This window comes from Massilia sp. P2_C2, from assembly GCF_056404615.1.
In genome coordinates this window covers 13,798-37,257 of the sequence record NZ_JBFUDR010000020.1, presented here as the reverse complement: position 1 = coordinate 37,257, position 23,460 = coordinate 13,798, and the positions used below count along the sequence as shown (strand labels likewise).

The 23,460-nt window shown below is 67.5% G+C and carries 18 protein-coding genes; 5 read left to right on the top strand and 13 right to left on the bottom strand.

Annotation, left to right across the window (positions count from 1 at the left end; translation table 11 throughout):
- Together AC1DYX_RS04295 and AC1DYX_RS04290 are read right to left on the bottom strand one after the other, a co-directional pair.
- Positions 1 to 449: beta-galactosidase (locus tag AC1DYX_RS04295; protein ID WP_477256622.1), on the bottom strand; the 449-nt coding region annotated here is incomplete at its 3' end.
- A 20-nt stretch (positions 450 to 469) separates the two neighbouring features.
- Positions 470 to 3,367, bottom strand: coding sequence for a TonB-dependent receptor (locus AC1DYX_RS04290; RefSeq protein WP_477256620.1), 2,898 nt, complete (start codon positions 3,365 to 3,367; stop codon positions 470 to 472).
- 278 nt (positions 3,368 to 3,645) lie between these two features.
- Between AC1DYX_RS04290 and AC1DYX_RS04285 the strand changes: the two genes are divergently transcribed.
- The gene (locus tag AC1DYX_RS04285) at positions 3,646 to 4,746 is read left to right on the top strand and encodes a LacI family DNA-binding transcriptional regulator (RefSeq protein WP_477256618.1); all 1,101 of its coding nucleotides are present in this window, start codon (positions 3,646 to 3,648) and stop codon (positions 4,744 to 4,746) included.
- Here AC1DYX_RS04285 and AC1DYX_RS04280 read toward each other — a convergent pair.
- The 4 genes from AC1DYX_RS04280 to AC1DYX_RS04265 form a co-directional block, all read right to left on the bottom strand.
- Positions 4,685 to 6,043, bottom strand: coding sequence for an MFS transporter (locus tag AC1DYX_RS04280; RefSeq protein ID WP_477256616.1), 1,359 nt, complete (start codon positions 6,041 to 6,043; stop codon positions 4,685 to 4,687). The two genes, AC1DYX_RS04285 and AC1DYX_RS04280, sit on opposite strands and share 62 nt — an antisense overlap.
- A gap of 326 nt (positions 6,044 to 6,369) precedes the next feature.
- Positions 6,370 to 7,545, bottom strand: a complete 1,176-nt coding sequence (locus AC1DYX_RS04275; protein ID WP_477256614.1) for a glycoside hydrolase family 88/105 protein — start codon at positions 7,543 to 7,545, stop codon at positions 6,370 to 6,372.
- 19 nt (positions 7,546 to 7,564) lie between these two features.
- Complete coding sequence (locus tag AC1DYX_RS04270; RefSeq protein ID WP_477256611.1) at positions 7,565 to 9,586, bottom strand: heparinase II/III domain-containing protein; 2,022 nt, start codon at positions 9,584 to 9,586, stop codon at positions 7,565 to 7,567.
- Between the two features lie 136 nt (positions 9,587 to 9,722).
- A complete protein-coding gene (locus AC1DYX_RS04265; protein WP_477256609.1) occupies positions 9,723 to 10,739 on the bottom strand; it encodes a LacI family DNA-binding transcriptional regulator in 1,017 nt (338 codons plus the stop codon).
- Positions 10,740 to 10,982: 243 nt separating this feature from the next.
- On the opposite strand from AC1DYX_RS04265, the gene AC1DYX_RS04260 reads away from it, so the two are divergent.
- From AC1DYX_RS04260 to AC1DYX_RS04245, 4 genes are read left to right on the top strand one after another with little or no spacing between them, the layout of a single operon-like run.
- A complete protein-coding gene (locus tag AC1DYX_RS04260) occupies positions 10,983 to 11,654 on the top strand; it encodes an ABC transporter ATP-binding protein (protein ID WP_477256607.1) in 672 nt (223 codons plus the stop codon).
- Positions 11,651 to 13,615, top strand: a complete 1,965-nt coding sequence (locus tag AC1DYX_RS04255) for an HlyD family secretion protein (RefSeq protein WP_477256605.1) — start codon at positions 11,651 to 11,653, stop codon at positions 13,613 to 13,615. Before AC1DYX_RS04260 ends, AC1DYX_RS04255 begins: the two co-directional genes overlap by 4 nt.
- Before the next feature lie 8 nt (positions 13,616 to 13,623).
- Positions 13,624 to 14,850, top strand: a complete 1,227-nt coding sequence (locus AC1DYX_RS04250) for an efflux RND transporter periplasmic adaptor subunit (RefSeq protein ID WP_477256603.1) — start codon at positions 13,624 to 13,626, stop codon at positions 14,848 to 14,850.
- Positions 14,847 to 16,082, top strand: a complete 1,236-nt coding sequence (locus AC1DYX_RS04245) for an ABC transporter permease (protein WP_477256601.1) — start codon at positions 14,847 to 14,849, stop codon at positions 16,080 to 16,082. The genes AC1DYX_RS04250 and AC1DYX_RS04245 overlap by 4 nt, the downstream gene beginning before the upstream one ends.
- A 102-nt stretch (positions 16,083 to 16,184) precedes the next feature.
- Here the strand turns inward: AC1DYX_RS04245 and AC1DYX_RS04240 are convergent, their stop codons facing one another.
- The 7 genes from AC1DYX_RS04240 to AC1DYX_RS04210 form a co-directional block, all read right to left on the bottom strand.
- Complete coding sequence (locus AC1DYX_RS04240; protein ID WP_477256599.1) at positions 16,185 to 17,024, bottom strand: amidohydrolase family protein; 840 nt, start codon at positions 17,022 to 17,024, stop codon at positions 16,185 to 16,187.
- A gap of 43 nt (positions 17,025 to 17,067) precedes the next feature.
- Positions 17,068 to 17,982 carry a GntR family transcriptional regulator gene (locus AC1DYX_RS04235; protein WP_477256597.1) on the bottom strand — a complete coding sequence of 305 codons (915 nt, stop codon included), beginning with the start codon at positions 17,980 to 17,982 and terminating at the stop codon, positions 17,068 to 17,070.
- 94 nt (positions 17,983 to 18,076) lie between these two features.
- Positions 18,077 to 19,087, bottom strand: coding sequence for a zinc-binding alcohol dehydrogenase family protein (locus AC1DYX_RS04230; protein ID WP_477256595.1), 1,011 nt, complete (start codon positions 19,085 to 19,087; stop codon positions 18,077 to 18,079).
- A 306-nt stretch (positions 19,088 to 19,393) separates the two neighbouring features.
- On the bottom strand, positions 19,394 to 20,158 hold the full coding sequence (locus AC1DYX_RS04225) for an SDR family NAD(P)-dependent oxidoreductase (protein WP_477256593.1): 765 nt from the start codon (positions 20,156 to 20,158) through the stop codon (positions 19,394 to 19,396).
- Positions 20,151 to 21,461, bottom strand: coding sequence for an L-fucose:H+ symporter permease (fucP, locus tag AC1DYX_RS04220; protein ID WP_477256591.1), 1,311 nt, complete (start codon positions 21,459 to 21,461; stop codon positions 20,151 to 20,153). The genes AC1DYX_RS04225 and fucP overlap by 8 nt, the downstream gene beginning before the upstream one ends.
- A 69-nt stretch (positions 21,462 to 21,530) precedes the next feature.
- Positions 21,531 to 22,397, bottom strand: a complete 867-nt coding sequence (locus AC1DYX_RS04215; protein ID WP_477256589.1) for a fumarylacetoacetate hydrolase family protein — start codon at positions 22,395 to 22,397, stop codon at positions 21,531 to 21,533.
- A gap of 41 nt (positions 22,398 to 22,438) precedes the next feature.
- On the bottom strand, positions 22,439 to 23,449 hold the full coding sequence (locus AC1DYX_RS04210) for an aldo/keto reductase (protein ID WP_477256587.1): 1,011 nt from the start codon (positions 23,447 to 23,449) through the stop codon (positions 22,439 to 22,441).
- Positions 23,450 to 23,460 lie beyond the last annotated feature (11 nt).

The following is a 23,460-nucleotide window of genomic DNA, read 5'->3' as shown; positions in this document are numbered from 1 at the left end:
GTGCGCAGGAACGCATCGCCGTCGTGCTTCAGCAGCCACCACGGCAGGCCGCCCATTTCCCACTCCGCGCAGGCGTAAGGGCCCGGGCGCAGGATCACCCACAGCCCTTCCTGCTGCGCGAGCCGGCAGAACTCGGCGGCGTCGCGCTGGGCGGCCCAGTCGTAGCGGCCCTCCCGCCACTCGTGGTAATTCCAGAACAGGTAGGCGCACACGGCGTTCAGGCCCATCGCCTTGATGGTCTTCAGGCGGTGCGCCCAGTACTCGCGCGGCACGCGCGCGAAGTGCATTTCGCCGCAGCGGATCTGGATCGGTTTCCCGTCCAGCAGGAAATCGTGCTCGCCGACGGCGAAACGGTGCGAGGCCGCGGCGTGAATCGTGCCGGTGAGCGGCAGCAGCGCCGCGGCGGCGCCACCCTGCAACAGGCGGCGGCGTTGGAAATCAATGGTCATATGGTCGTCGATGCTGAAAATTAGAGCTTGCCGCGCAGGCCGAACTTGATCGTGCGGCCATCATACTTTGCATAGTCCATGCGGGTGCGGTGGCCGTCGCCGTACCGGCCGGTCGCATCCTCGAAATAATCGTAGGACAGCGTATTGGTCAGATTCAGGGCGTCCAGGCGCAGTTCCAGGTTTTCCGTCAGCTTGTAGCTGATGGTGCCATCCAGGTAGCCGCGCGCCGCGCGCCAGCGGATCAGGTCATCGCCATTGTTCTTGGGATTATCCGGATGCAGCGAACGGCCCTTGTAATTGTACGAGAGGCGCATCGCCAGCGGGCCGCGTTCGTAATACGTGGTGAAGCTGTACGCGTACTTCGGGACCGAGTTGACCTCGATTTCCTTGCCCGCCGTCGTGATCCACTTCTGGCTGTTGAACGGGTCGATGTGCGTATAGCTGGCCAGCGCCCCGAGGCCCTTGAACGGGTCCGGCAGGAAGTTGAAGTCCTGCTGGTACGCGAGCTCGTAGCCCTTCAAGGTCTGCTGGCCCGCGTTGCCGTAGGTGCGCAGGGTCATCGGCAGGTTCGGATCGACGTGGCCGTTCTTGTCCTGGAAGATGGCACCCAGCGCCGTGTCGGGCAGGCCCAGTGCGCCGAACGTCGTCTGCGTCGTGCTCGACACGGTGGCGTCCGTCAGCTCCTTCTTGAAGTACGCGGCCGACAGCACGCTGCCCGGCTTGAAATACCATTCGAGGCTCGTGTCCAGGTTCTTCGACTGCTGCGGCTTCAGGTTCGGATTGCCCGCCGTGGCCGTGTTGTCGAACATGTTCGGGATGACGGTCTGCGCGGCGATGATCGACAGCGATGCGCGGCTGATCGTCTTGCCGTACGATGCGCGCCAGACCAGGTCTTCCGTCAGGTCGTACGCTGCGCTGACGACCGGCAGCACGTTGGTGTACTTGCCGTGCTCCTCGTTCGGCGCGTAGGTGTTGCCGCTGCCCGTCTTCTTGAAGTTGTCGATGCCAAGCTTCGTCTGCGCCCAGCGCACGCCGGCGTTGATGCGCAGTTCGCGCGCCAGCACCTCGCCCTTGAAGTCGGACTGCACGAAGGCGGTGGTGACCTTTTCCTCGGCGCCGAAGCTTTGCGCCGGCGTGAACGTGGCGCCCGTGTTGTACGCCAGCGGGTCGAACGTGCCGAAGGTGTAGCCGCGCGTGAACGTGCCGAACCGGTGCGGCCAGCCGTCGCCCATGTCCAGGTTCGAAATGGGCAGGTTCGAGACCATGCCGCTGCGCAGGCCCGCGTCGCCCAGCTGGTTCAGCTTCGTGGTCATGGCGGCCGTGCCATTGCGCTTCTCGATGCCCTTGGTCGTGTCGACGTACACCAGGCCGCCCTTGAAATGACCCGTCCAGTCGCCCCGCAGGCCGTAGTCCTGGTCCAGCACGAGGCGCGCCTGGCGGCCCTTGTCGGTCTCGCGCGTCCAGCTCGTGCCGATGCCGAAGCCCGTGAAGTTGGCGGGATTCGTGTAGTCGACGGGCGAGGACAGCGACGGGTACACGTGGTCCGCGCCGTAGTCGATCGTGGAATCGACGCCGAAGATCTGGCCCGACAGCGTGTCCTGGTAGCTCAGCGCGTCGCTGTTGTTGGCCGACAGCTGGCCGGTCAGCACGGTGCCGCGCCGAGCTTCCCAACGACCATTCAAGGCGAGGTAGCCGAACTTCGTCTTGTCCTCGCCATACGTGACGCCGCTGCTGTACGACGTATTGCCGAAGGTGCCCGTCAACAGGTTCGAGTCCGGATCGATGTGGACATTCAGCGGCACGAGGCCGTTGTGCCCCGTCTGGCCGGCGGGCGCGGTGCGGTCGGTCGTCTTGCTGTTGCGGATCAGGATGCCGTAGTACAGCTCGTCGCGGCTGTTCTTCAGCTGCGAGGCCAGGCCGTCCAGGCTGATGTTCAGGCCACCCTCCTTGAACTGCAGCGACGTCACGAGGCCGTCGCGCGTACGCCGGTTCTGCGAGCCGTAGAAGCGGTAGATGCGGGGCAGCAGAGCATTGTCGATCTGGTCGCGCGTGTAGCCGGACAGGTTGGCGCGCGGGTCGTCGTAGTCGAGCTGCAGCGCAAAGTTGCCCAGCACGGGCGATGCGCTGCCGCGGCGCGAGCTGTTGTAGCCGCCCGTCGCCTCGAAGCCGGAGCGGTTGTTGACGGCCTTCGAGTGCGACGCGCCGGCGAGGAAGCCCCAGTTGCCCCACGTGTTCGAATACAGGGCGAACAGGTTCGGATCGGTCTTCTCCGACATCGTGTTGTACGCGGCCGACACGCCGTAACGGACGGTGCGCTTCGGGCTGTCGAACGGACGCGGCGTCTGCAGGTCGACGACGCCGCCCATGCCGCCTTCGGGCAGTTCCGCCAGCGGCGTCTTGTAGAAGTCGACGCGGCCGAACAGCTCGGACGCGAACACGTCGTAGTTGAAGCCGCGCGCCGCGCTGCCGATGGTGCTCGTGGACGTCGTGTTGACCGGGGCGCCGTTCAGCGTGGTGACCGTGTAATCGGTCGGCAGGCCGCGGATCGAGATGCGCTGGCCCTCGGCCGAGCTTTCGTCGCGATTCAGGATCACGCCCGGCACGCGCTGCAGCGACTCCGCCACGTTCGCCTCGGGGAATTTGCCGATGTCCTCGGCGACGATGGAATCGCGCACGCCGATGGCCTGCTGCTTCAGGTTCAGCGCCTTCTGCAGGCTGGAACGGAAGCCCGTCACGACGACGGTGTTGGCGGCCGCAGGGGTCGTACCCGCTGCACCCGCCGTGGCCGCGTCCTGGGAAGGCGGCGCCGCATCGCTTGCGGGGGTGGCGGGAGCGGCAGTGTCCTGGGCCAGGGCCGGATTCCCGTATGCAGCGGCCAGCGCCACCGGCAACAGCGTGGCGAGCAACGTCTTGTTCATCTTGTCTCCATTGTTTGTCGTTATAGGTTCGATCCCGTCTGAGGAGTCTTTACGCGGGATGGTGGTCACGTTACCACAAGCGATTATTAAAGAGCAATAGCGCACAAACGACACCAAATCGACCATAAACCGTTGTTTTCTCGATGATTTTACAGAGGTTTCGGTGAATTTTGTGTCGTGAAACGCTGGCATCCATACGAAACAGTCATACCTTTGACGAAATTTGTGATGTACGTTGTCTCATAAATCCGTCACACTGCGTGCTTTTCGGATACGCCATGCGCAAAACCAGCAAACTCAGTGAAGTCGCCCGGCTCGCAGGGGTGGCGCCGATCACGGCATCGCGCGCCATCCGCGGCGAGGGTTATGTGTCGGCCGAGACGCGCGAACGCATCATGGCCGCCGCCGCGCAGCTGCAGTACACGCCGGATCCGCTGGCGCGGCGCATGCGCGGCGAGCGCAGCCGCCTGCTCGGCGTGTTCGTCAACAACTACGGCCCCGTCGTGCTGCACGAGATCATCCGCGCGCTGAGCACGCATGCACGCGCGCAGGGCTACGACCTGTTGCTGTTCAACGCCGAGCGCTTCGACAGCCCCGACCGCATGGCGACCTGCGACCTGCTGGGCAAGCTGTGCGACGGCCTGCTACTCGTGATGCCGGGCGCGGACGACCGCTATCTCGACGCCATCGAGCGCCAGCAACTGGCCAGCGTCGTGATCAGCTTCGATGCCCGCCCGCTCGCGGTGCCCGTCGTGGCGGCGGAAAACCGCCTGGGCGCGCGCGCGGCCGTCGAGCACCTGCTGGGGTTGGGCCACCGCCGCATCGCCTTCATCGCCGGCAATCCGGGCACCGGCCAGAGCGCGGAGCGCCAACGCGGTTATGAAGACGCGCTGCGGACGGCCGGCATCGCGCCCGATCCGGCGCTCGTCGTCAACGGCGCGTTCGTGCAGACGGGCGGCTTCGCGGCCACCGAAAGCCTGCTCGCCCTCCCCGTCGCGCCGACCGCCATCTTCGCCGCCAACGACGAGATGGCGTTCGGCGCGATGGACGCCATCAACAGCCGCGGCCTGCGGGTTCCCGACGACATCTCCGTGATCGGCTTCGACGACATCCCGACCGCAAACTGCGTGTACCCGCGCCTGACGACGATGCACCAGCCGTTCGACGCGATCGCCGCCTATGCCGTGCGCGAAGTGGTCGGCATGATCGCCGGCGGCGTCACGGACCCGGCGCGCATCGCCTTCCCGGCGAAACTCGTCGTGCGCGAATCGACAGGTCCGGCGGGCGATCCCGCGGCGGGCGATCCCGCAGCGGGCGTCACGCCGACGACGCCGCGCCGACGCGCCCGCGCGCCGCGCGGAACAGCGTCCGGAACGTGACGACGCTGGCCGCCGCCAGCAATGCCCCGAACGACAGCGTCAGGCCGTAGTGGTGACCCGTCGCGTCGAGCATGGGGCCGAGCAGGAAGCTCAGCACGGTGTTCGAGGTCGAGAAGACTAGCCGCTTCGCCGCGTCGAACTGGAGGAAGCGGGCGCGCGGGAACAATACCATCGGCAGCGACGCGGACGCCGTGTAATAAGCGCCCGACACGAGCACGTGCAACACATAGACGACGGCGAAGCTGTCCAGGTCATGCACGGCGAAGTAGCCGCCGCCCGCCACGCACAGGTACAGGCCCATCACCAGCAGCGTGACGCTGGCCGCGCTGTAGCGGTCGACCAGCCAGCCGACCGCGGACGACAGCCCGATCGACAGCGCGTACGACGTCGCCAGCAGCCGGCCCAGCTGGGCCTTGTCCATCCCCAGCGATTCCGCATACAGCTGCGAGAACGTGTTGAACGGGGAGAACGTCAGCTCCGACGCCGTGAGCGCGAGGAAGACGAGCAGGAAATAGCGGTCCGACAGGCATTCGCGCCAATACGCCCGGGCCATGGCGCCCCAGGATGCCGGCCCATGCGCGCCCTGCCCGTCCTGCCCGTCCAGCGGCAGCGGCCCGTATTCGCCTTCGCGCAGGCGCCAGCACATCAGCATGCAGGCGACGCCGAAGAACAGCCCGATGGCGAGGAAGACTTCGCGCAGGTGATGCTCGGTGAGGCGGAATACCCACAGGTTGAACAGGATGCCGGCGCCGAGGCTGACGATGCGAAAGCCCGCGTAGAACCGCCCGAGCACGGGGCGCGGCACGATGTCGTTCACGAGGCCACCGTACAACGCGAGCGTCACGACCGCGACGCCCTCGAACAGTGTCCAGAACAGGCAGAACCACGCCAGCACGCACGCATCCACGCCGGGCGACCAGGTCCCAAGCAGGCGGTCGGTGGCATGCCCGATCATCGCGCAATGCCCCAGCGCGACGAGGACGAGCGCCGCGACGGGCGTCGCCCCCATCAGGAACGGCAGGCGCCGTCCCCAGCGGCTGCGGAAGCGGTCGGAGCGGAAGCCGACGATGGGCACGAGCACGCTGCCCAGCAGCGCCGGCAGCGCCGACACGAGCAGGGCGACCATGGTATCGCTGGCATGGTGCTGCCGCAGCAATTCCATCACGCCCGGGATGGCGGAACGGTCGCGGAAAGCGATGGCGAACTCGCCGAACAGCAGCCAGAACACGACGATGGCGAGGCCGGCCGCGGTATATCGCAGCGTACCGACAGTCCAGGCGCTTTTGTCTTCCACCATGACACTTCTTTCCCACTAACAAGCCTTGAAGCATCGCGCCGGAGTGGAGAAAGTGCAAGCTTTTTTCGCTGCGGTCTTTACGTACCGGCCTCAATCACGGTCGGCGCAACGACAAACAACACACCAAAAATTCGGGGTCAGAGCACTTTTCTGCACACAATCTAATGAGCAACATCTGCCAAATACCGGACGGCTCGCACGCCCTGCGTGACGATGGAGCAGGATTAAATCAGCGCCTCGGAATACGCCCGGACATTGATCAGAAATGTGCTCTGACCCCGAATTAGGGTGATGCTGAACAGTAGCGTTTGCCTCCACCTGCCCGGTCACCGGCCGGGCGCCAGCCGCGCCATCTCGGACGCCGCCAGCAACACGGCACCCACGCCGAAATGCGCGGTCGAATCGCGGTCCACGACCTGGCCGGGGATGGCGCGGTCGCCGATGGGCTGCACATAGCCCACCTTCCCGTCCATTTGGATGGCGACCCGGGTCAGGTAATCCCAGCCCTTCAGGCCGACGGGCAGATAGGTGTCGCGGTCGAGCAGGCCATTGTTGATGCCCCACAGGACGCCATAGGTGAAGAACGCCGTGCCGCTCGTCTCCGGGCCGGGCGCGTGGTCCGGGTCGAGCAGGCTGCGGGTCCAGTAGCCCTCGGGGCGCTGGATCGTCCGCAGGGTCTGCGCCATCGCGCGGAACCGTTGCTCGAACAGCGGGCGGGCCGCATCGTCGCGCGGCAGGTCGGACAAGACCTTGGCCAGCGCGGCGAACACCCAGCCGTCGCCGCGCGCCCAGAAGTCCTTCTTGCCGTGCACGCTCTGGTGTTGCGGGTAGACGTAGCGGGCGTCGCGGTAGTACAGGTGCGTCTCCGGGTCGTACATCAAACCGTTCGCGTACTGGAAATACGCGACCATCCTGTCGACGTAGCGGCGGTCGCCCGTCAACCCGTACATCTTCGTCATCACGGGCATGACCATGTACAGGCCGTCCGCCCACCACCAGTAGTCGACACGGTCGGTGCCGATCTCGTATCCCATCACTTCCTTGGCGCGCGCGATCCGGCGCGGGTCCTGCGGGCCCAGGCGGTACAGGTCCAGGTAGGTCTGGAAGCAGACCTGCCAGTCGCCGAACAGCACGTGGTCGTCCGTCTCGCCGTACGTGAGCTTCCATTCGGCCTTGTTGTCGGACTGCGCGCCCTTCCACTGGTTGTGCTCGGCCCAGCGTTCGGAATACCGCCGGTACGCCTCGTTGCCCGTGACGGCGTACGCCGCCATGTTCCCCGTATGGTAGACGGCCACGTTCCAGAACGACGTTTCCGTCGGCGGCGTCGTGCGCTGCCAGTAGCCGTTCACCCTGTCGATGACGGCCAGCGCTTCCGCCCGCGACGGCGCCGTGGCCTGCACGTCATGCGCTACCACGGCCGCCTGTTTCCCCGGCATGTCCGCACAACCGGCCAGCAAAAGCAGCGCGCCCGCCAGGACGCCCGCCATCGTTCGCTTGTTCAATTCGACTCCTTGTCAAGATTCATGTCTCGATCGAGACCGTCAGGTCGCCCACCGCGAGCGGCTGCGCGGACGCGAGCCTGATGCGGTACAGCGCCTCGCCCCATTCGCGCCTCAGGCCGGGGTCCGCGAGGGCGATGCGTTCGACGCCCGCGCGCAGCTGGCGCGGATCGAAGCGCAGGCATACCGTGCGGCCGCCGGCCACCGGCAGCGCGAGCGCGCCGGCCTCTGCGCCGTCCTCCCATCCTTCGGGCCGGCGCGGCGTCATGAAGATGAGCGCCACGGGCGCGGCACGCGTCAGCGCGAACGTCTCGCGCAGCGTCACCCTGCCGGCGTCCCGCTCCAGCGCGATGCCGCGCTGCCACGTGCGGATACCCGCTTCCGGGCCGAACGCCGTCGCCAGTTCCATCGTCATGCCGGTCCGTCCCGGCCCATCGTCGACGCGCACCCGGCTCGCCCGGTCGTGCGCATCCCTGCCCTGCTCCATGCGGCCGTCGACGAGCGGCAGGTTGTGCGCGCCCGACTGCATCGTCCAGATGGTGTAGCGGTCCTTGCTGAACGTCTTCGCGGTATAGGCTTCCACGCCGGGATCGACGAACACGGGCAGGCCGTCGTGGAACACGATGAAGCTGCCGGAGTCGTGGTGGCCGTGGCTGCGCGCATTCGATGCCGCCTGCACGGCGAGGAAGAAGCCTTGCGTGGAACCGGCCCGCGCCCGCGTCGTCAGCAGGCCAAGGTCCGGATACCAGGCTGCGCGCTGCAACGCGTCGACGCCGGCCGTCGCGCGCATGCGCCCCACTTCCAGCACGTCGGCCACGTCGCGCGCTAGCCGGCCCTGGTCGCTGAGCGTGATGCCGCGCGCGGGCGCGCGGAACGCGCCGAACGCGGCCAGCGCGCGGTCGCCGGTGGCGCGGCCGAAGCGGTGCAGCAACGGCGGCGAGTGATGGACCTGCGCATGTGCATCGCCATAGTTCACGTACCAGTCTCCCGCCACGTGCACGTCGAGCACGTAATGACCCATACGGCGCACGAACGGATCGGCCGCCAGGTCGACGGCGCCGCCCAGCGCGGAATCCAGCGCCATCAGGCAGTCCAGGTAAGGGCCGGCGGACAGGGTCCAGTAGCCGGGTCCCTCCTCGCACGCGCCGTCGTCCGAATAGTCTTCCAGGAAGCGGTCCAGGCAGCCGCAGATCTTCAGCGTGGCCGCCACGCGGCGGCCGGGGTCAGGCTCCAGCAGCAGGTTCGCTTCCAGCCAGCTGGAACCGATCCACGACGTCCAGTTGTTCAGCGGTTCCTTGCGATCCCTGAGGCCCATCCACTTGAAATCGTCGCGCGACCAGCCAGGGTCGAGAATGCGCCTTTTGACTTCCACCGCGATGCGCGCGGGCAGCAGCGGCGACACCCCGCGCAGCTGCGCGCCGACGAGGTAGTGGACATAGGCCAGCGTGACGCCGGTCTCCGCCGCGAACAGGTCGATCACGGGCTCCTGCGCGTCGGGCAGGCCGACGCCGCTCTTCTGCATGCCGCTGTGCGCCGGCAGGCCCCAGAACGTCTCTTCGCACACGTGCCAGACGCCGTCCGCGATCGCGTGCAGGTAGCGTCCCCGCCCCTGCACGCATTCGGCCAGCACGAGGCCCGCCAGCCGGCTGCGCCGCTCGAAATAGCGCTGCTCGTAGTGCGTGCGGTTGCCGTTCTCCGCGAATTCGAGGAACAGGCTGGCCGGCAGCTGGGGCCACTCGGTGCCCAGCCAGGCGTCGGCGCGGGCCGTGATGGCATCCGCCACGTCGGCCGGCACGCGCGCCCACGCGGCGCGGTCGCCGGCGCTCGGATACGGATGCCAGGCGTCCGCCGGCAGCAGGCGCCGCCGCAGCAGCGCCTCGTCGACGACGGTGCGCAGGTAGCGCTTGGGCGGGCGCGGCGCGGCCATCGGATCGCCCGGCACCAACGTTTGTGCGGCCGGTGCGGCCGGCGCCGCGCGCAAGGCGGGCGTGCCCAGCATGGCCAATGCGCCGAGGCCACGGGCCAGCGCTTCCCTTCGATTCATGTCATCTCCTCCTGGTTGAGACAACGTTACCATTCAGCTTGGCAAAAGACAATAGGATTTCGCTCAAGACGCTGAGGGAAGCAAGGAGAGAGATCGGGATGGTAACGATGCCATCCCGACTGTGCGGCAAACGTCGTCAGCCCTTCGGCGCGGGCCCGGTGGAATCGCGCACGACGAGCCGGGCCGGCAATTCGATGCGGAAGCCCTCGGAGCGCCCGTTGCGGATCGCCCCCACCAGTTCCGCCACGGCCCGCACCGCGATGTCGTTCAGCGGCTGGCGCACGGTGGTCAGCTTCGGGTGGACGAAAGCCGCGCGGATCACGTCGTCGAAGCCGACGACGGAGATGTCGTCCGGCACCTTCAGCCCGGCGGAAGAAATCGCATCGATCGCGCCGAACGCCATGGCGTCGTTGGCGGCGAAGATGGCCGTGGGCGGCACCGGCAGCGCGAGCAGCGCCTGCGTCTCCACGAAGCCGCTGGCGTCGTTGAAGTCGCCCTGGCGCAGGTAGGCAGGTTCGGGATTGACGCCGGCCGCGCGCAGCGCATCCTCGTAGCCGCGCAGGCGCTCCTCGCTCTGGCCGGTGAACGACGTGCCGGCAATGAAGGCAATGCGGCGGTGCCCCAGCTTGATCAGGTGGTCGACGGCGCCCCTGGCCGCGAGGCGGTTCGAACCGAGGACGACGGGGAGGTCGATCTGGCGCGCGGCGAAGCTCACAAGCACGCACGGGGCATGTGCCCGTTCCAGCTTGTCCAGCAGGCCGTCGTTCGCGTCCGGCAGGATCAGCAGGAGGCCGTCGCACAGCTTGCGCAGCATCTCGGCCGTGCCGGCGCGGCGCGCGTCGTCGAAGTGGTCGGCGTTGAACACGATGAGGTCGAACCCGAGCCGGCGCGCCTCGTCGTTGATGGCGCTGAGCAGTTCGTGCATCACAAGCGAACGGAAGCCGTTGACGAAGACGCCGACCAGGCCCGAATTCCCGCCCCGCATCTTCTGCGCGATCATGTCCGGCGTATAGTCCAGCTTCGCCGCCGCCGCGAGCACGCGCTCCCGCGTCTCCTTCGCCACCCGCCCGACGCCGCGCAGCGCGCGCGACGCCGTGATCAGCGATACGCCCGCCTCCTCGGCCACTTCCGTCAACGTACTCGTTTTCTGCATCCCAATTCCATTTCACGCCCGGAGGCCAGCCTCCCACGTTACCACAATGTCATGACAACGTTACCTAATTCGTGCCGATCAGGCAAGGCCGGATGTCCGGCAGCCGCACGTCCGGGATGTCGATCGTGTCCATGCCGCGCCCCTCCGCACTCGCGTATGCATGTCATTGCAACCGAAAAAGATTTGCCACATAGCATTTTTTGCAATTGACAATCCATTGCCGTTTAAGAAATACTTTTGATCATGATCGAACTCAAGTCCATCCGCAAAACCTACCGCCAGGGCAGCACCGCCATCCACGCCCTCGACGGTATCGACCTGCACGTAGCCCAAGGCGAGTTCATCGCGATCATGGGCCCGTCCGGCTCCGGCAAGTCGACGTTGCTGAACGTGCTGGGCGGCCTCGACCGCCCGGACAGCGGCCACTACCGCCTCGCCCAGGACGAGATCAGCGCCCTCGACGATGACGCCGCGTCCGACGTGCGCAACCGCCGCATCGGCTTCGTGTTCCAATCCTTTCATTTGCTGCCGCGCCTGACCGTGCTGGAAAACGTGCTGCTGCCGCAGCGCTATGCGCGCGATCCCGATCCCGGCGCGTCCGACCGTGCCCGCGCGCTGCTCGAACGCATCGGCCTGGGCAAGCGGCTCGATCACCTGCCGGGCCAGCTGTCCGGCGGCCAACTGCAGCGGGCCGCCATCGCTCGCGCGCTGCTGAACGAGCCGGACCTGCTGCTGGCGGACGAGCCAACCGGCAACCTCGATTCGAACAGCGCCACCGACGTGATGGCCCTGCTGCGTGAATTGCATGCGGGCGGCCAGACGCTGGTGCTCGTCACCCACGATCCGGCCATCGCCGCCAGCGCCCAGCGCACGATCCACCTGCGCGACGGCCGCGTCGCCGCCGGACAAGCATGAAGCGCCGCACCGCCGCCCTCCTGGCCACCGCGCCCGTGCTGGCCGTCGCAATCGGCGTAGCCGCCACGCACGCCGGCACCAACGCCGGTACCGGACCTGCAGCCAGCGCCCGCCAGGCACCTGCCGTCGCGGCGAAGCCCGAAGCGCGCCCCGTCCTGCTGACCGGCGAAGTGGAAGCGCTGGATTCGCAGACCATTTTCGTGCCGCCGTCGAACAGTTCGCCGATCGTCCTGCGCACCTTCCTGCCCGAAGGCAGCCCCGTCAAGGCCGGCGACGTCGTGCTGCGCACGGAAGCGGTCGGCGTTACCAATATCGACCAGCTCAGGACGGATCGGGAGCGCGCCCGCGCGCGTACCGACAGCGAAACGGCGACCCTCGAAGTCGCGGCCGTCGAAGCCGAGAAGGCGCTGGTCAGCGCCAGGGCCGCACTCGACAAGGCGAAGGTTGAAGCGGCACTGCCGAAGCAGCAGATCCCGGGGCTGGACTATGATCGCCACCAGGCCGAGCTGGGCCACACCACGCGCGATCTCGTCATCAAGCAGGATGGCCTGAAGAATGCGCGCGAGGCCGTCGCCCGACGCAAGGAAGACGGTGCGCTCGAGGTCAGGAAAATGCAGATCAACGAGGCATTCCAGCTCGCCCAGCTGGCGCAGTCGGAGGTGCGCGCCACGCGCGATGGCGTCGTCGTCCATGGCTACAGCCCGTTCACCGGCGAACGGCTGGACGAAGGGTCCACCGYGTGGCCCGGCAATGCCGCCGGCACGGTGCTGGGCGATGGCCACATGGCCGTCACGGCCTGGGTACTGGAAGCGGACCGTCCTTACCTGCGCGATGGCCACGCCGTCAGCCTGCGCTTCGACGCCCTGCCCGGCGTCGTGCTGGCCGGCCGCGTCGCCAGCATCACGAGCGCGCCGGAACCGCGTCCCCGCTGGGGACAGGGACGTTATTTCCGGGCGCGGATCGAGCTGCCCGCGAATCACGGACTGCCGCTCGTGGCGGGCATGAGCGTACTGGTCGAGCCGGGCGTGTCCGCGCCGACGGCGCAAGCGGCCCGCGCCGCCGCCGGGCTCACGATCGAAGGCGAGATCGCATCGCGCCGGACCATGCCGGTGTCGCCCCCGACCATTCCGTACATCTGGCAGTACAAGCTGGCGCTGCTGGCGCCCGAAGGCATGCGGGTGCAGGCCGGGCAGCCGATCGCCGTGTTCGAATCCACCGAATTGACGAACCGGCTGATCCAGTTGCAGGGCACGCTGAAGGAACGCGAGCGCGCGCTCGAGAAACTGCAGCTGGACCAGGCCGAAGCCGACCGCGCCGGCACACTGGCGCAGGCCGAGGCGCAAAGCAATGCCGAGAAGGCCGAGCGCAAGGCCAGCATGCCGAAGGAGCTGATCCGCCGCGTCGATTACGACAAGCTGGTGATCGAACGCGCCGAAAAAGCCGCGCTGGCCAAACTGGCACAAACGCAGTATGAGGCGCAGCGGCGCGCCCGCCAGGCCGAACGCGCCGGCGTGCAGACCGACGTGACGCAACTGCGCGACCAGATCGCAGCCCTCGTCAAGGGCCAGGCCGCGTTGACCGTCGTGGCGCCGCGGGCGGGACTCGTGCTTCACCGGGTCAATTTCAACGGCACCAAGTTCACCATCGGCAGCCAGGTCTGGATGGGCCTGTCGGTGGCGACGCTGGCCGACCCCGATCAACTGGGCGTCGACGCCAAGGTGCCCGAGGCGCAGGCGGCGGGCGTGAAGGTGGGCCAGGCGGCGCGCGTCACAGTGGCCGGCACGCGCCAGGCGCTGGCGGCGCGAGTGACCGGACTGGGACGCGCCTTCCACGGCAAGTCCGCCGCGCAGCCGGCCATCGTGCGCGACGTGCAGCTCGAATTCGACAGCCCGCCGAAGGACCTGAAGCCCGGCGCCGCCGTGCAGGTGGAATTGCTGCCGGCCGCACCTGTAAAGTCATGAGGAATCCGATGCCGCATATCCCCAAGCCCGCCGCCGCGCTGGCGGCGAGCCTGACCCTGGCCGCGACGCTGCTGGCCGGCTGCGACGGCGCCTCGTCGACGGCCGCCGGCGCCAGCGAAACCCTGGCCGCGCGGGCGTGGAGCGAAACGCTGGACGTCGACGGCGAGATCAAGGCCGCGGCCAGTACGCCCCTGGCGGTGCCCGGCAGCGGCTGGAGCAGCCGCGTGCTCGTCGAGATGGTGCCGGACGGTAGCAATGTGACGAAAGGACAGACGCTTGCCCGGTTCGACGCGCCACAGGCCCGCTCGGAATTGTCCCAGGCCGATGTCGAACTGCTGCGCAAGACGCTGGCCGAGGAAGCCAACCGCCGGACCGCGGCCGTCGAGGGCGGCGTCCTTGCCGGCGACCGCGCCAAGGTCGAGGACGATCTCGGCCTGAGCCGGCGCTATGCCAACGTGGACCTGAGCATCTTCCCCCGCAACACGATCCTCGATACGCTGGCCGACGTCGGATTCCTCTCGAAGAAACGCACCTATCTCGACTGGAAAGGCGGCCAGGCGCAGGCCCGCACCGCGGCGCAGGACGCCGTGCTGCACTCGCAGCGCGACAGCGTGATGCAGAACGCGGCGCAGCAGCGCCAGAGCCTGGAGGCGCTGGAACTCGTGGCGCCGCACGACGGCGTCTTCCTGCTGGCCGCGCGCTGGGATGGCTCCAAGGCGCAGGTCGGCGTCAACCAGATGGCCGGCGAGCCGTTCGGCACCCTGCCCGACCTCGACCAGCTCGTGGCCCATTTCAGCGTGGCCGAGGGCCAGGCATACGGCCTCAGGCCCKGCCTGCCCGTGCGCGTACGCCTGGCCGGGACCGGCACGGAACTGGATTTGACGGTGACACGGGTCGGCAGCAGCGCCAGCACGATCTCGCCCGAGTCGCCCGTCAAGTACAGCGATTTCGACGCCGCCATCGCCACCGACCAGGCGCACAAGCTCGGCCTGAAACCGGGTCAAGCCCTGCACGGCACGGTGCGCCTCGTCGGCAAGCCGTCCGCGCTGACGGTGCCGAACATCGCGCTCGTGCAGGACGGCGCCTCGTACGCCGTGTACACGCTCGACGCCGGCGCCCCCGTCAGGCACAAGGTCGAACTGGGCCTGCGCGGCCCCATACGCAGCGAAATCAAAGGCGGCCTCGCGCCCGGCGCGCGCATCGTGCTGCTGCCACCGAAAGAGAACAGGACATGAACCGGGCATTGATCATGGAAGCCGTCGCCGAACTGCGACGGCGCAAACTGCGGACCGGCCTCACCTTGCTGGGCATGATTTTCGGCGTGGGCGCCATCGTCGCCATGCTGGCCGTGGGCGAAGGCAGCAAGCGCGAGGCGCTGCGCCTCGTTGCGGAACTCGGACTGGACAACGTGCTGGTCGAGAGCAAGGGTATCGAAGCCGAGCAGTTGAAGGATATCCGCACCCGCTCGCTGGGCCTGTCCGCCGCCGATGGCGCGGCGGCGCTGTCCGTCGTGCCGGGCGCGCGTTCGGTCGCATTGAAAAAGGAAATCAAGGTCGACCAGCTCGTGTTCGGCGACCAGGTGATTGCCGGGCGCGCATTCGCGGTGTCGCCGGCGTATGCGGAACATGCCGGCCTGGCGCTGAAGGCGGGCCGCTGGCTCACGCCGGACGATGCCGCCACCCTGGCCCCGGTGTGCGTGCTGGGCGCCCGCCTCGCGCATTCGCTGTTCGGCGCAACGCCGCCGGTCGGCCAGCGCATCAAGCTCAATCACGTGTGGCTGCAGGTGGTGGGCGTGCTGGCCGACCGCACGCCCAGCAAGTCGGAATTCGAAGGCGTCAAGCTGGGGCTGGACGACGAGCGCCTGTTCGTCCCGTGGGAAGCGGCGCGGGCCCGCTTCAGCTTCCGGCGCATCGAGGACGAGGTGGACGGCATCAGCGTGCGGCTGGACGGCAAGGTGGCGCCGGACGACGCGGCGCGCGTGCTGCAGGCATTGATCACCCAGCGCCACGGCGGCGTCGACGACACGAACCTCATCGTGCCGATGGGGCTGTACCGCCAGAACCAGCAGACGCAGCGCATCTTCACCATCGTCATGAGCTCGATCGCCGCGGTGTCGCTGCTGGTGGGCGGCATCGGCATCATGAACATCATGCTCGCCAACGTGCTGGAACGGCGCCGCGAAGTCGGCCTGAAGCGCGCGCTGGGCGCCCGCCGCCGCGACGTGGTCGAGCAATTCCTCGCCGAGGCGCTCGTCATCGCCGTCAGCGGCGCCGTGCTGGGCATGGTGCTCGGCGCCGTGGCCGCCTACAGTATCGCCGCGCTGGCTGGGTGGTCGGTCGCGTGGTCGCCCGTCAGCCTGCTGCTGGCCGTGCTGCTGTGCGTGGCGGTTGGCGTGGGCTTCGGCGTCTATCCCGCGCGCCAGGCGGCCGCGCTGGATCCGATCGCCGCGCTGCGCAGCGACGGCTGAGCGATTGACGGCCGCGGCTCGACGCGGCTCGCGGCCGAAAGCAACATGCCGGCGCAGGGCCGGCATGTGCATGCGTCGCCCGACCAGCGGGCAAGCGGACGATTACGCGCCGTCGTCGAGGCGATAGAAACGCCGGGCGTTCAGGCCGAACACGGCGGCCCGGTCCGCCTCGTTCAGGCCCGCCAGCAGCGCCTTGCTGGCGGCGATCCATCCCGCGTAGTCGCTGGCCAGGTTCAGCACGGGCCAGTCGCTGCCCCAGATCAGGCGCTGCGGGCCGAAGCTCGCGACCAGGTGGTCGACGTAGGGCCGCAGGCGCTCGATGTCCCAGTCCGCGCCCGCTTCGGTGACCAGGCCGGACAGCTTGCAACACACCTGCGGCAGCGCCGCCAGGCGTGCGATATCCTCGCGCCACGGCGCCATGACGCCCTGCGCGATCAGCGGCTTGGCGCCGTGGTCGATCACGATGGGCAGGTCAGGATGACGCGTGGCAAAGGCCAGCAGCGCCGGCAGATGGCGCGGCAGGACCAGGGCATCGAAGCTGAGGCCGTGGCGCAGCATGGCGTCGACGGCCGGCGCCAGCGCCGCGTCGTCGATCCAACGGTCGTCGTCGAGATCCTGCAGCATCGGTCGCAGGCCCTTCAGCAGTGGGTCTTGCGCGAGCGCCGCGATGCGCGCCGGCGCGTCGGGTGCCTTCATGTCGACCCAGCCGACGACGCCGCCAATGAACGGATGGCGCTCCGCCAGGCCGAGCATGAAGCGCGTGTCGTCCTCGTTCGGCATGGATTGCACGAGCACGGTCCGGGCAACGCCGTGCGCCTCGAGCAGGTGCGCCAGGTCGCCTGGCAGGAAATCGCGGTAGATGGCGGCAAGCTCGGGCGGCGGCCATGCGCCGTTGCGGTCTGCGAGTTGCCAGAAGTGTTGGTGGGCGTCGACGAGCATCATGCTCCTTCCTGTTGCGGTTGGTGGTATCGCGCCCACCGGTCCGTCAGCCGGGGTGCGCTTTCATTTCTCTTACGCGTATCGATTGCAGCAGGGTGCTGCGCGCGGAATTCAAGTGGATGCGCATCGCCTCGCGCGCGGTCGCGACGTCGCGCCGCGCCAGCGCCCGCAGGATGTCCAGGTGCTCGTGTACGGCATACTCGTTGCGCACCGACTCCTCCGCCTTGTCCCACTGGTAGTGGTAGTGGAACACCAGCGAGACGAGGTCGTAGAAGTCCTCGGCGAAGCGGTTGTCCAGGCGTCCGATCAGGAACGCGTGGAAGTCGCGGTCGAGCGACGGGAAGTCCTTGTGGTGCGTCGGCATGACGGAACCCAGCTGCTCGTGCCGTGCGATCAGTTGGCTCAGCTCGGAAAACGCCGGGTCGTCCGTCGCCAGGCCCGCGAAGCGGTCGATGGCGGAGAACTCGAACATCTGGCGCACATCCGCCAGCTCCATCGCGAACGAGCGGTCGAACGCGCACAGGCGCCAGCCGCCGCGCGGCTTCTTTTCGATCAGGCCGGAATGCGAAAAGCCGATCAGGAATTCGCGCACGCTGATCGTGCTCGTGCCGGCCGCGCGCGCCAGTTCCGTTTCCGAGAACTCGGCGCCCGGCGGCATGTCGCCGTGGTAGATCCGCTCCATCAGCACGTCGCGGATGCGGTCGGCGCCCGTGCGCAATTCGTCCAGGTCGAAGTAATCCTCGTGCGCCGGCTTGCGCAGCAGACGGCGATCCTTCAGGTCGCTGATCAGGCCACGTTCGTGGAAATGCGCCAGGACGCTGCGGATCGCCGTGCGGCTGCCCTCGCCCAGTTCCGCCATGCTCTGCTCGGTCGGAAGGGGATCGCCGACAGCCACGTGGCTGGCGATGTGCTGCAACAGCAGGTTGGCGCTGCGTCTGAAGATAGTTGGAGGTCGGGCCATGAAGTCGGGAAGCGGCCGCGCTCGCGGCCAGTCCGTGTAGACAATGCATCATTTTACTTGAACTCCAGCACCCTGGCGGAAGCGGCGGCGCCGTTTACACCTCGACGATCGCCTTGATCACGCCGCTGGCCGGGTCCATCCAGGTCGGCAGCGTGTTGACGAATTCGTCCAGCGTGGTGCGATGGGTGTTCATCGCGAGCGTCGGCACGAGCCCCGCCTTCATCGCCGCCAGCACTTCGCGGAAATCGTCCACGGTCGCGTTGCGGCTGCCCATCAGCGTGGTCTCGCGCTTGTGGAATTCAGGATCGGCGAACGAGATCCGCTCCGGCACGATCGACACGAGGACGTAGGTGCCGCCGTGCGCGACGAAGTCGAGGCCCCGTTCCATGGCCTTGATGTTGCCGGTGGCGTCGAACACGACGTCGAAGAAGTCGCCGTGCGTGATGCCGCGCAGCGCATCAAGGTCGCCCTCGCCCGCCATCACGGTGTGCGCGACCTTCAGCACATCCTTGCAGAAGCCCAGCCGGTCGGCGCGCGTGTCGAGCACCGTCACCTCGCCGCCCTTGAGCGACGCGAACAGCGCGAGCGCCACGCCGATCGGTCCCGCGCCGACGACCAGCACACGCTGGCCGGCCGCCACGGCACCGCGGCGCACCGCATGCATGCCGATGGCGAGGAATTCCAGCATGGCGGCATCGTCGAGCGAGACGCCTTCGGACTTGAGGACGAACTGCGCCGGCACGGTCAGGTACTCGGCCATGCCGCCGTCGCGGTGCACGCCCAGCACCTGGATCTTCGTGCAGCAATTGGTCTTGCCCTTGCGGCAGGCGACGCATTCGCCGCACGACAGGTAGGGCATGACGAACACCTGGTCGCCCGCCGCGAGGCCCGATCCGGCCGGTGCCGTCACGACTTCGCCGGACAACTCATGCCCCATCACGCGGGGATACTGCAGGAACGGTTGCGTGCCGCGGAAGATGTGCATGTCGGTGCCGCATACGCCGATGCGACGCACGCGCAGCAGCACTTCGTTGGCGGCGGGCGTGGGGATCGGCACTTCCCCGAGACGCAGTTCGCCGGGGGCCACGCATACGACACTCTTCATCAGACTCATTTATTCGCTTTCCAGGTTGGTTATCGGCTGCCGGGTATGGAAATACACGGGCACAGCGCTTGTATTCTATAAATTTAAAACATATGAGCGCAGGATGCAACTATTAAGCTGCATGGCGACCAGCACGTTCGTTATGGAAACGTTCAACGGCGCCAATGAAATATGCCATCGGGTTGAACCGCCGCGGCAGGGCCATCGTCGGCAACATGCAGCCAGCAGCAGGTACAGCCAAGTGCAACGGCCGGCGGACCACCGCGTCGCGGTTGCCGCCGGCCGTCCTTGCTTCTTCGTCCGGATTCAGTTGTTCAGCGTGATGAACCCGCCGTCGATCGGATAATCGGTCCCGGTAATGAACGACGCCTCGTCGCTGCACAGGTACAGCGCCAGCGCGGCCACTTCTTCCGACTTGGCCATGCGCCCGATGGGCTGCGTCTTCGACAACTGGGCGAACATCTCCGCTTCCCGGCCCGGATACGTGCGCGCCAGGAAGCCGTCCACGAACGGCGTGTGCACGCGGCCCGGCGAGATCGAATTGCAGCGGATCCCATCCTGCAGGTAATCCTTGGCGACGGACAGCGTCATCGCCATGACGGCGCCCTTCGCGGTGGAATACGCGAAGCGCTCGCGGATACCCACCCAGGCCGCGACGGAGGCCATGTTGACGATGACGCCGCCGCCGTTCGCGCGCAGCTGCGGGATGGCTTCGTGCAGGCAGTTGTAGACGCCCTTGACGTTGACGTTCATGACACGGTCGAAGTCCGCTTCGTCCGTGTTGTCCGCCTTGCCGATGTGGGCGATGCCGGCATTGTTGACGAGGATGCCGAACGGTCCGATCTCGCCCATGCACGCACCGACATCGGCCTGGCGCGTCACGTCGACGGCGTGGGCGGCGACCTGGCCGCCCTCCTCGCGGATCTCGCGCACGACGTCCGCGCAGGCGGCGTCGTTCAGGTCGATCACGTGGACGAAAGCGCCCTGTTGCGCAAACAGCTTGGCGATCGCTTTGCCGATGCCGCTGCCGCCGCCCGTGACGACGGCCTTCTTGCCATTCAGTTTAAACACGTTCGGTGGCTCCCATGGATACGGTGGCCGCACGGGTGTCGCGGCTGTTCTGCCGCAGCGACGCGCGCGCGAACCAGGCGACGACGACATAGCACACCAGCGGCACCGCGTAGCCGAACTGCACGTTGTCCGTCCGGTCGCTGATGAAGCCGAACAGCGGCGGCAGCAGCGCGCCGCCGACGATGGACATGATGATCAGGCCACTGCCCATGTCGGCGTGGTGGCCGGCGTTGTTCAGGCCCAGCGAGAAGATGGTGGGGAACATGATCGACATGAAGAATGCGATCCCGATCACGGCCGCGATGCTGACGTATCCATGCGAGAACATCGCAACCGCCGCCAGCACGGTGGCGGCCAGCGCATACATCCACAGCAGGCGTGCCGGCGCGATGATGCGCATCAGCGCGGTGCCGATGAATCGGCCGCCCATGAAGGCCAGGCCGTAGCCCAGGCCCAGGTAGTCGGCCGCGGTCACGGACGACACGCCCGCTGCCTTGGTGGCGTACAGGATGAAGAAGCTGGATACGCACACCTGCGCGCCGACGTAGAAGAATTGCGCGWTGGCGCCGCGACGGATCGAGGGCACCCGGAACGCCTCGCCGAGCGTGCTCTTGGCCGGCGCGGCGCCGCCCTGGGCGCCGGACTCCGCACCTACCTGCGGCAGCTTCAGGAAGTAGAACACGACGGCCATCGCCAGGATGACGAGGCCCAGCAGCATGTACGGTCCTTTCACGCTGGAGGCTTCCGCCGCCAGCGCCGCCGCGCGCGCCGCCTCGGGCATGGCTGCCAGCTGTGCGTCGCTCGCGCCGTGCACGAGGATCAGGCGCGCGCCGATCAGCGGGGCCACCATCGTGGCCAGGCCGTTGAACGATTGCGCCAGATTGAGGCGCTGCGCGGCCTTCTCCGGGCTGCCCAGCAGGGTCATGTACGGGTTGGCGGCCGTTTCCAGGATCGTCAGGCCGCAGGCGATGGTGAACAGCGCGCCCAGGAACACGACGTACAGCTGCGTGTTCGCGGCGGGAATGAACATCAGCGAGCCGGTCGCGAACAGCATCAGGCCGGTGATCATGGCGAACTTGTAGCCCGCCCGGCGGATCAGCATGCCGGCCGGCAGCGCCATCACGAAGTAGGCGATGAACACGGCCGAATCCACCAGCGAGGACTGCAGCACCGACAGGCTGAACGAGCGCCGCAGGTGCGGGATCAGGATCGGATCGAGGTTATGGACGAATCCCCACATGAAAAACAGCGAGGTGATCATCACGAGGGAAAACCGGTACTGCCGCGAGGATGAATCGATCATGTCTGCAAAGTCTCCGTGCGGCGATCATGACTGGCCGCCATGTCGCCTGTTGTTCAGTATGCGACGGCTTCAGCCGTCGATCAGTGCCTCGTTCCAGGCGTGGACGGTCTGCTCCTGTTCGCCCAGCCCGTCGATACCGAGGCGCATGACGTCGCCCGCCTTCAGGTAGACCGGGTCCGGCTTCTGGCCCAGGCCCACGCCCGGCGGCGTGCCGGTGCTGATGACGTCGCCCGGCTGCAGGGTCATGAAACGGCTGATGTAGCTGACCAGGTGCGCGACGGTGAACACCATCGTGCGGGTATTGCCGGCCTGGTAGCGCTTGCCGTTCACTTCCAGCCACATGCCCAGGTTCTGCGGATCGGGCACTTCGTCCTTCGTCACGAGGTAAGGACCGACCGGGCCGAACGTGTCGCAGCCCTTGCCCTTGTCCCACTGGCCGCCGCGCTCCAGCTGGTACTCGCGCTCGGACAGGTCGTTCACCACGCAGTAGCCGGCCACGTAGTCGAGGGCGTCGGCTTCGTCGACGTAGCGGGCGCGCTTGCCGATCACGACGCCCAGTTCGACTTCCCAGTCGCTCTTGACGGAATCGCGCGGCAGCACGACGGCGTCGTTGCAGCCGATGATGGAACTGGTGGCCTTCATGAACAGCACCGGCTCGGCCGGCACCGCCATGCCCGATTCGGCCGCGTGGTCCGAGTAGTTCAGGCCGACGCAGATCAGCTTGCCGATGTCGGCGACGACCGGTGCGTAACGGACCGGTTGGGCGACGGCCGGCAGGCGGCTCGGGTCGACGTCGGCCAGGCGGGCCAGCGCACCGGCGGCCAGTTGAGCGGAAGTCAGGTCGGGCAGCACGCCGGACAGGTCACGGATCACGCCGTCGGCGTCCAGCAGGCCAGGCTTCTCGTTGCCCTTCGGGCCAAATCGCAGCAGTTTCATGTATTTCCTTTGATACGGTTGTATTGTGTTTCGTTGATGATTTACGCAGCAGGCACGGGCGCGTTCCGCTCCAGCAGACCGGCGCTCCTGAGCGCCTCCCACAGAGCAGCCGGGATCGGCTGGGAAAACCAGTGCGCGTTCTGGCGCAACTGGGCGATGCCCTGTGCGCCCGGGATGCACGACACCACGGCCGGGTGGGCCATCGGGAATTGCAGCGCGGCCGCCTGCAGCGGCACGCCGACGTCGCGGCAGACGGCGGCGAGGGCCTGCACCCGCTCCACGACGGCGGCCGGCGCATCTTCGTAATTGAATTTGTTCGTGCCGGCCAGGATGCCGGAGTTGAACGGGCCGCCGATCACGACACTCGTGCCTGCGCGCGCGCAACGGTCCATCAGCGGCACCAGCGAGGCCTGTTCCAGCAGCGTGTAGCGGCCGGCCAGCAGCACGCAATCGAGCGCGCACACGTCCATGGCGTCGGCGATGATTTCCCACTCGTTGACGCCGAGGCCGAAGGCCTTGATCGCGCCCTCGTCACGCAGGCGCTCCAGCGCACGCAGGCCGCCACCTAGCGTCAGCTGTTCCCAGTAGTGCGCATGCTTGTCGCCATGGGTGACGCGGCCGATGTCGTGCACGTACAAAATGTCGACGCGGTCCAGTCCCAGGCGCTGCAGGCTGTCTTCATGCGAGCGCAGGATGGCATCGTAGGTATAGTCGTAGTGCGGCCGGAACGGCAGCGGTTGCGCCCAGCCGCACTCGCCCGGCTGCACGCCCGGATCGGGCCGCATCAGGCGGCCGGCCTTGGTGCTGATCACCCATTCGTCGCGCGGACGCGCGCGCAGCGCCGCGCCCAGCCTGTGCTCGGACAGCGTGAAGCCGTAGTACGGCGCCGTGTCGAAATAACGGATGCCCAGGTCCCAGGCGGCATCGACCAGCGCATAGGCGTCGGCTTCGGCCATCGGGTCGAACAACCCGCCCAGCTGCGCGCAGCCGAGACCGAGTTTCGTGACGGCGAGGCTGCTGCGCGGCAGTTTGCCTTGTTCGGTGACGTTCATGTTGTTCGCTT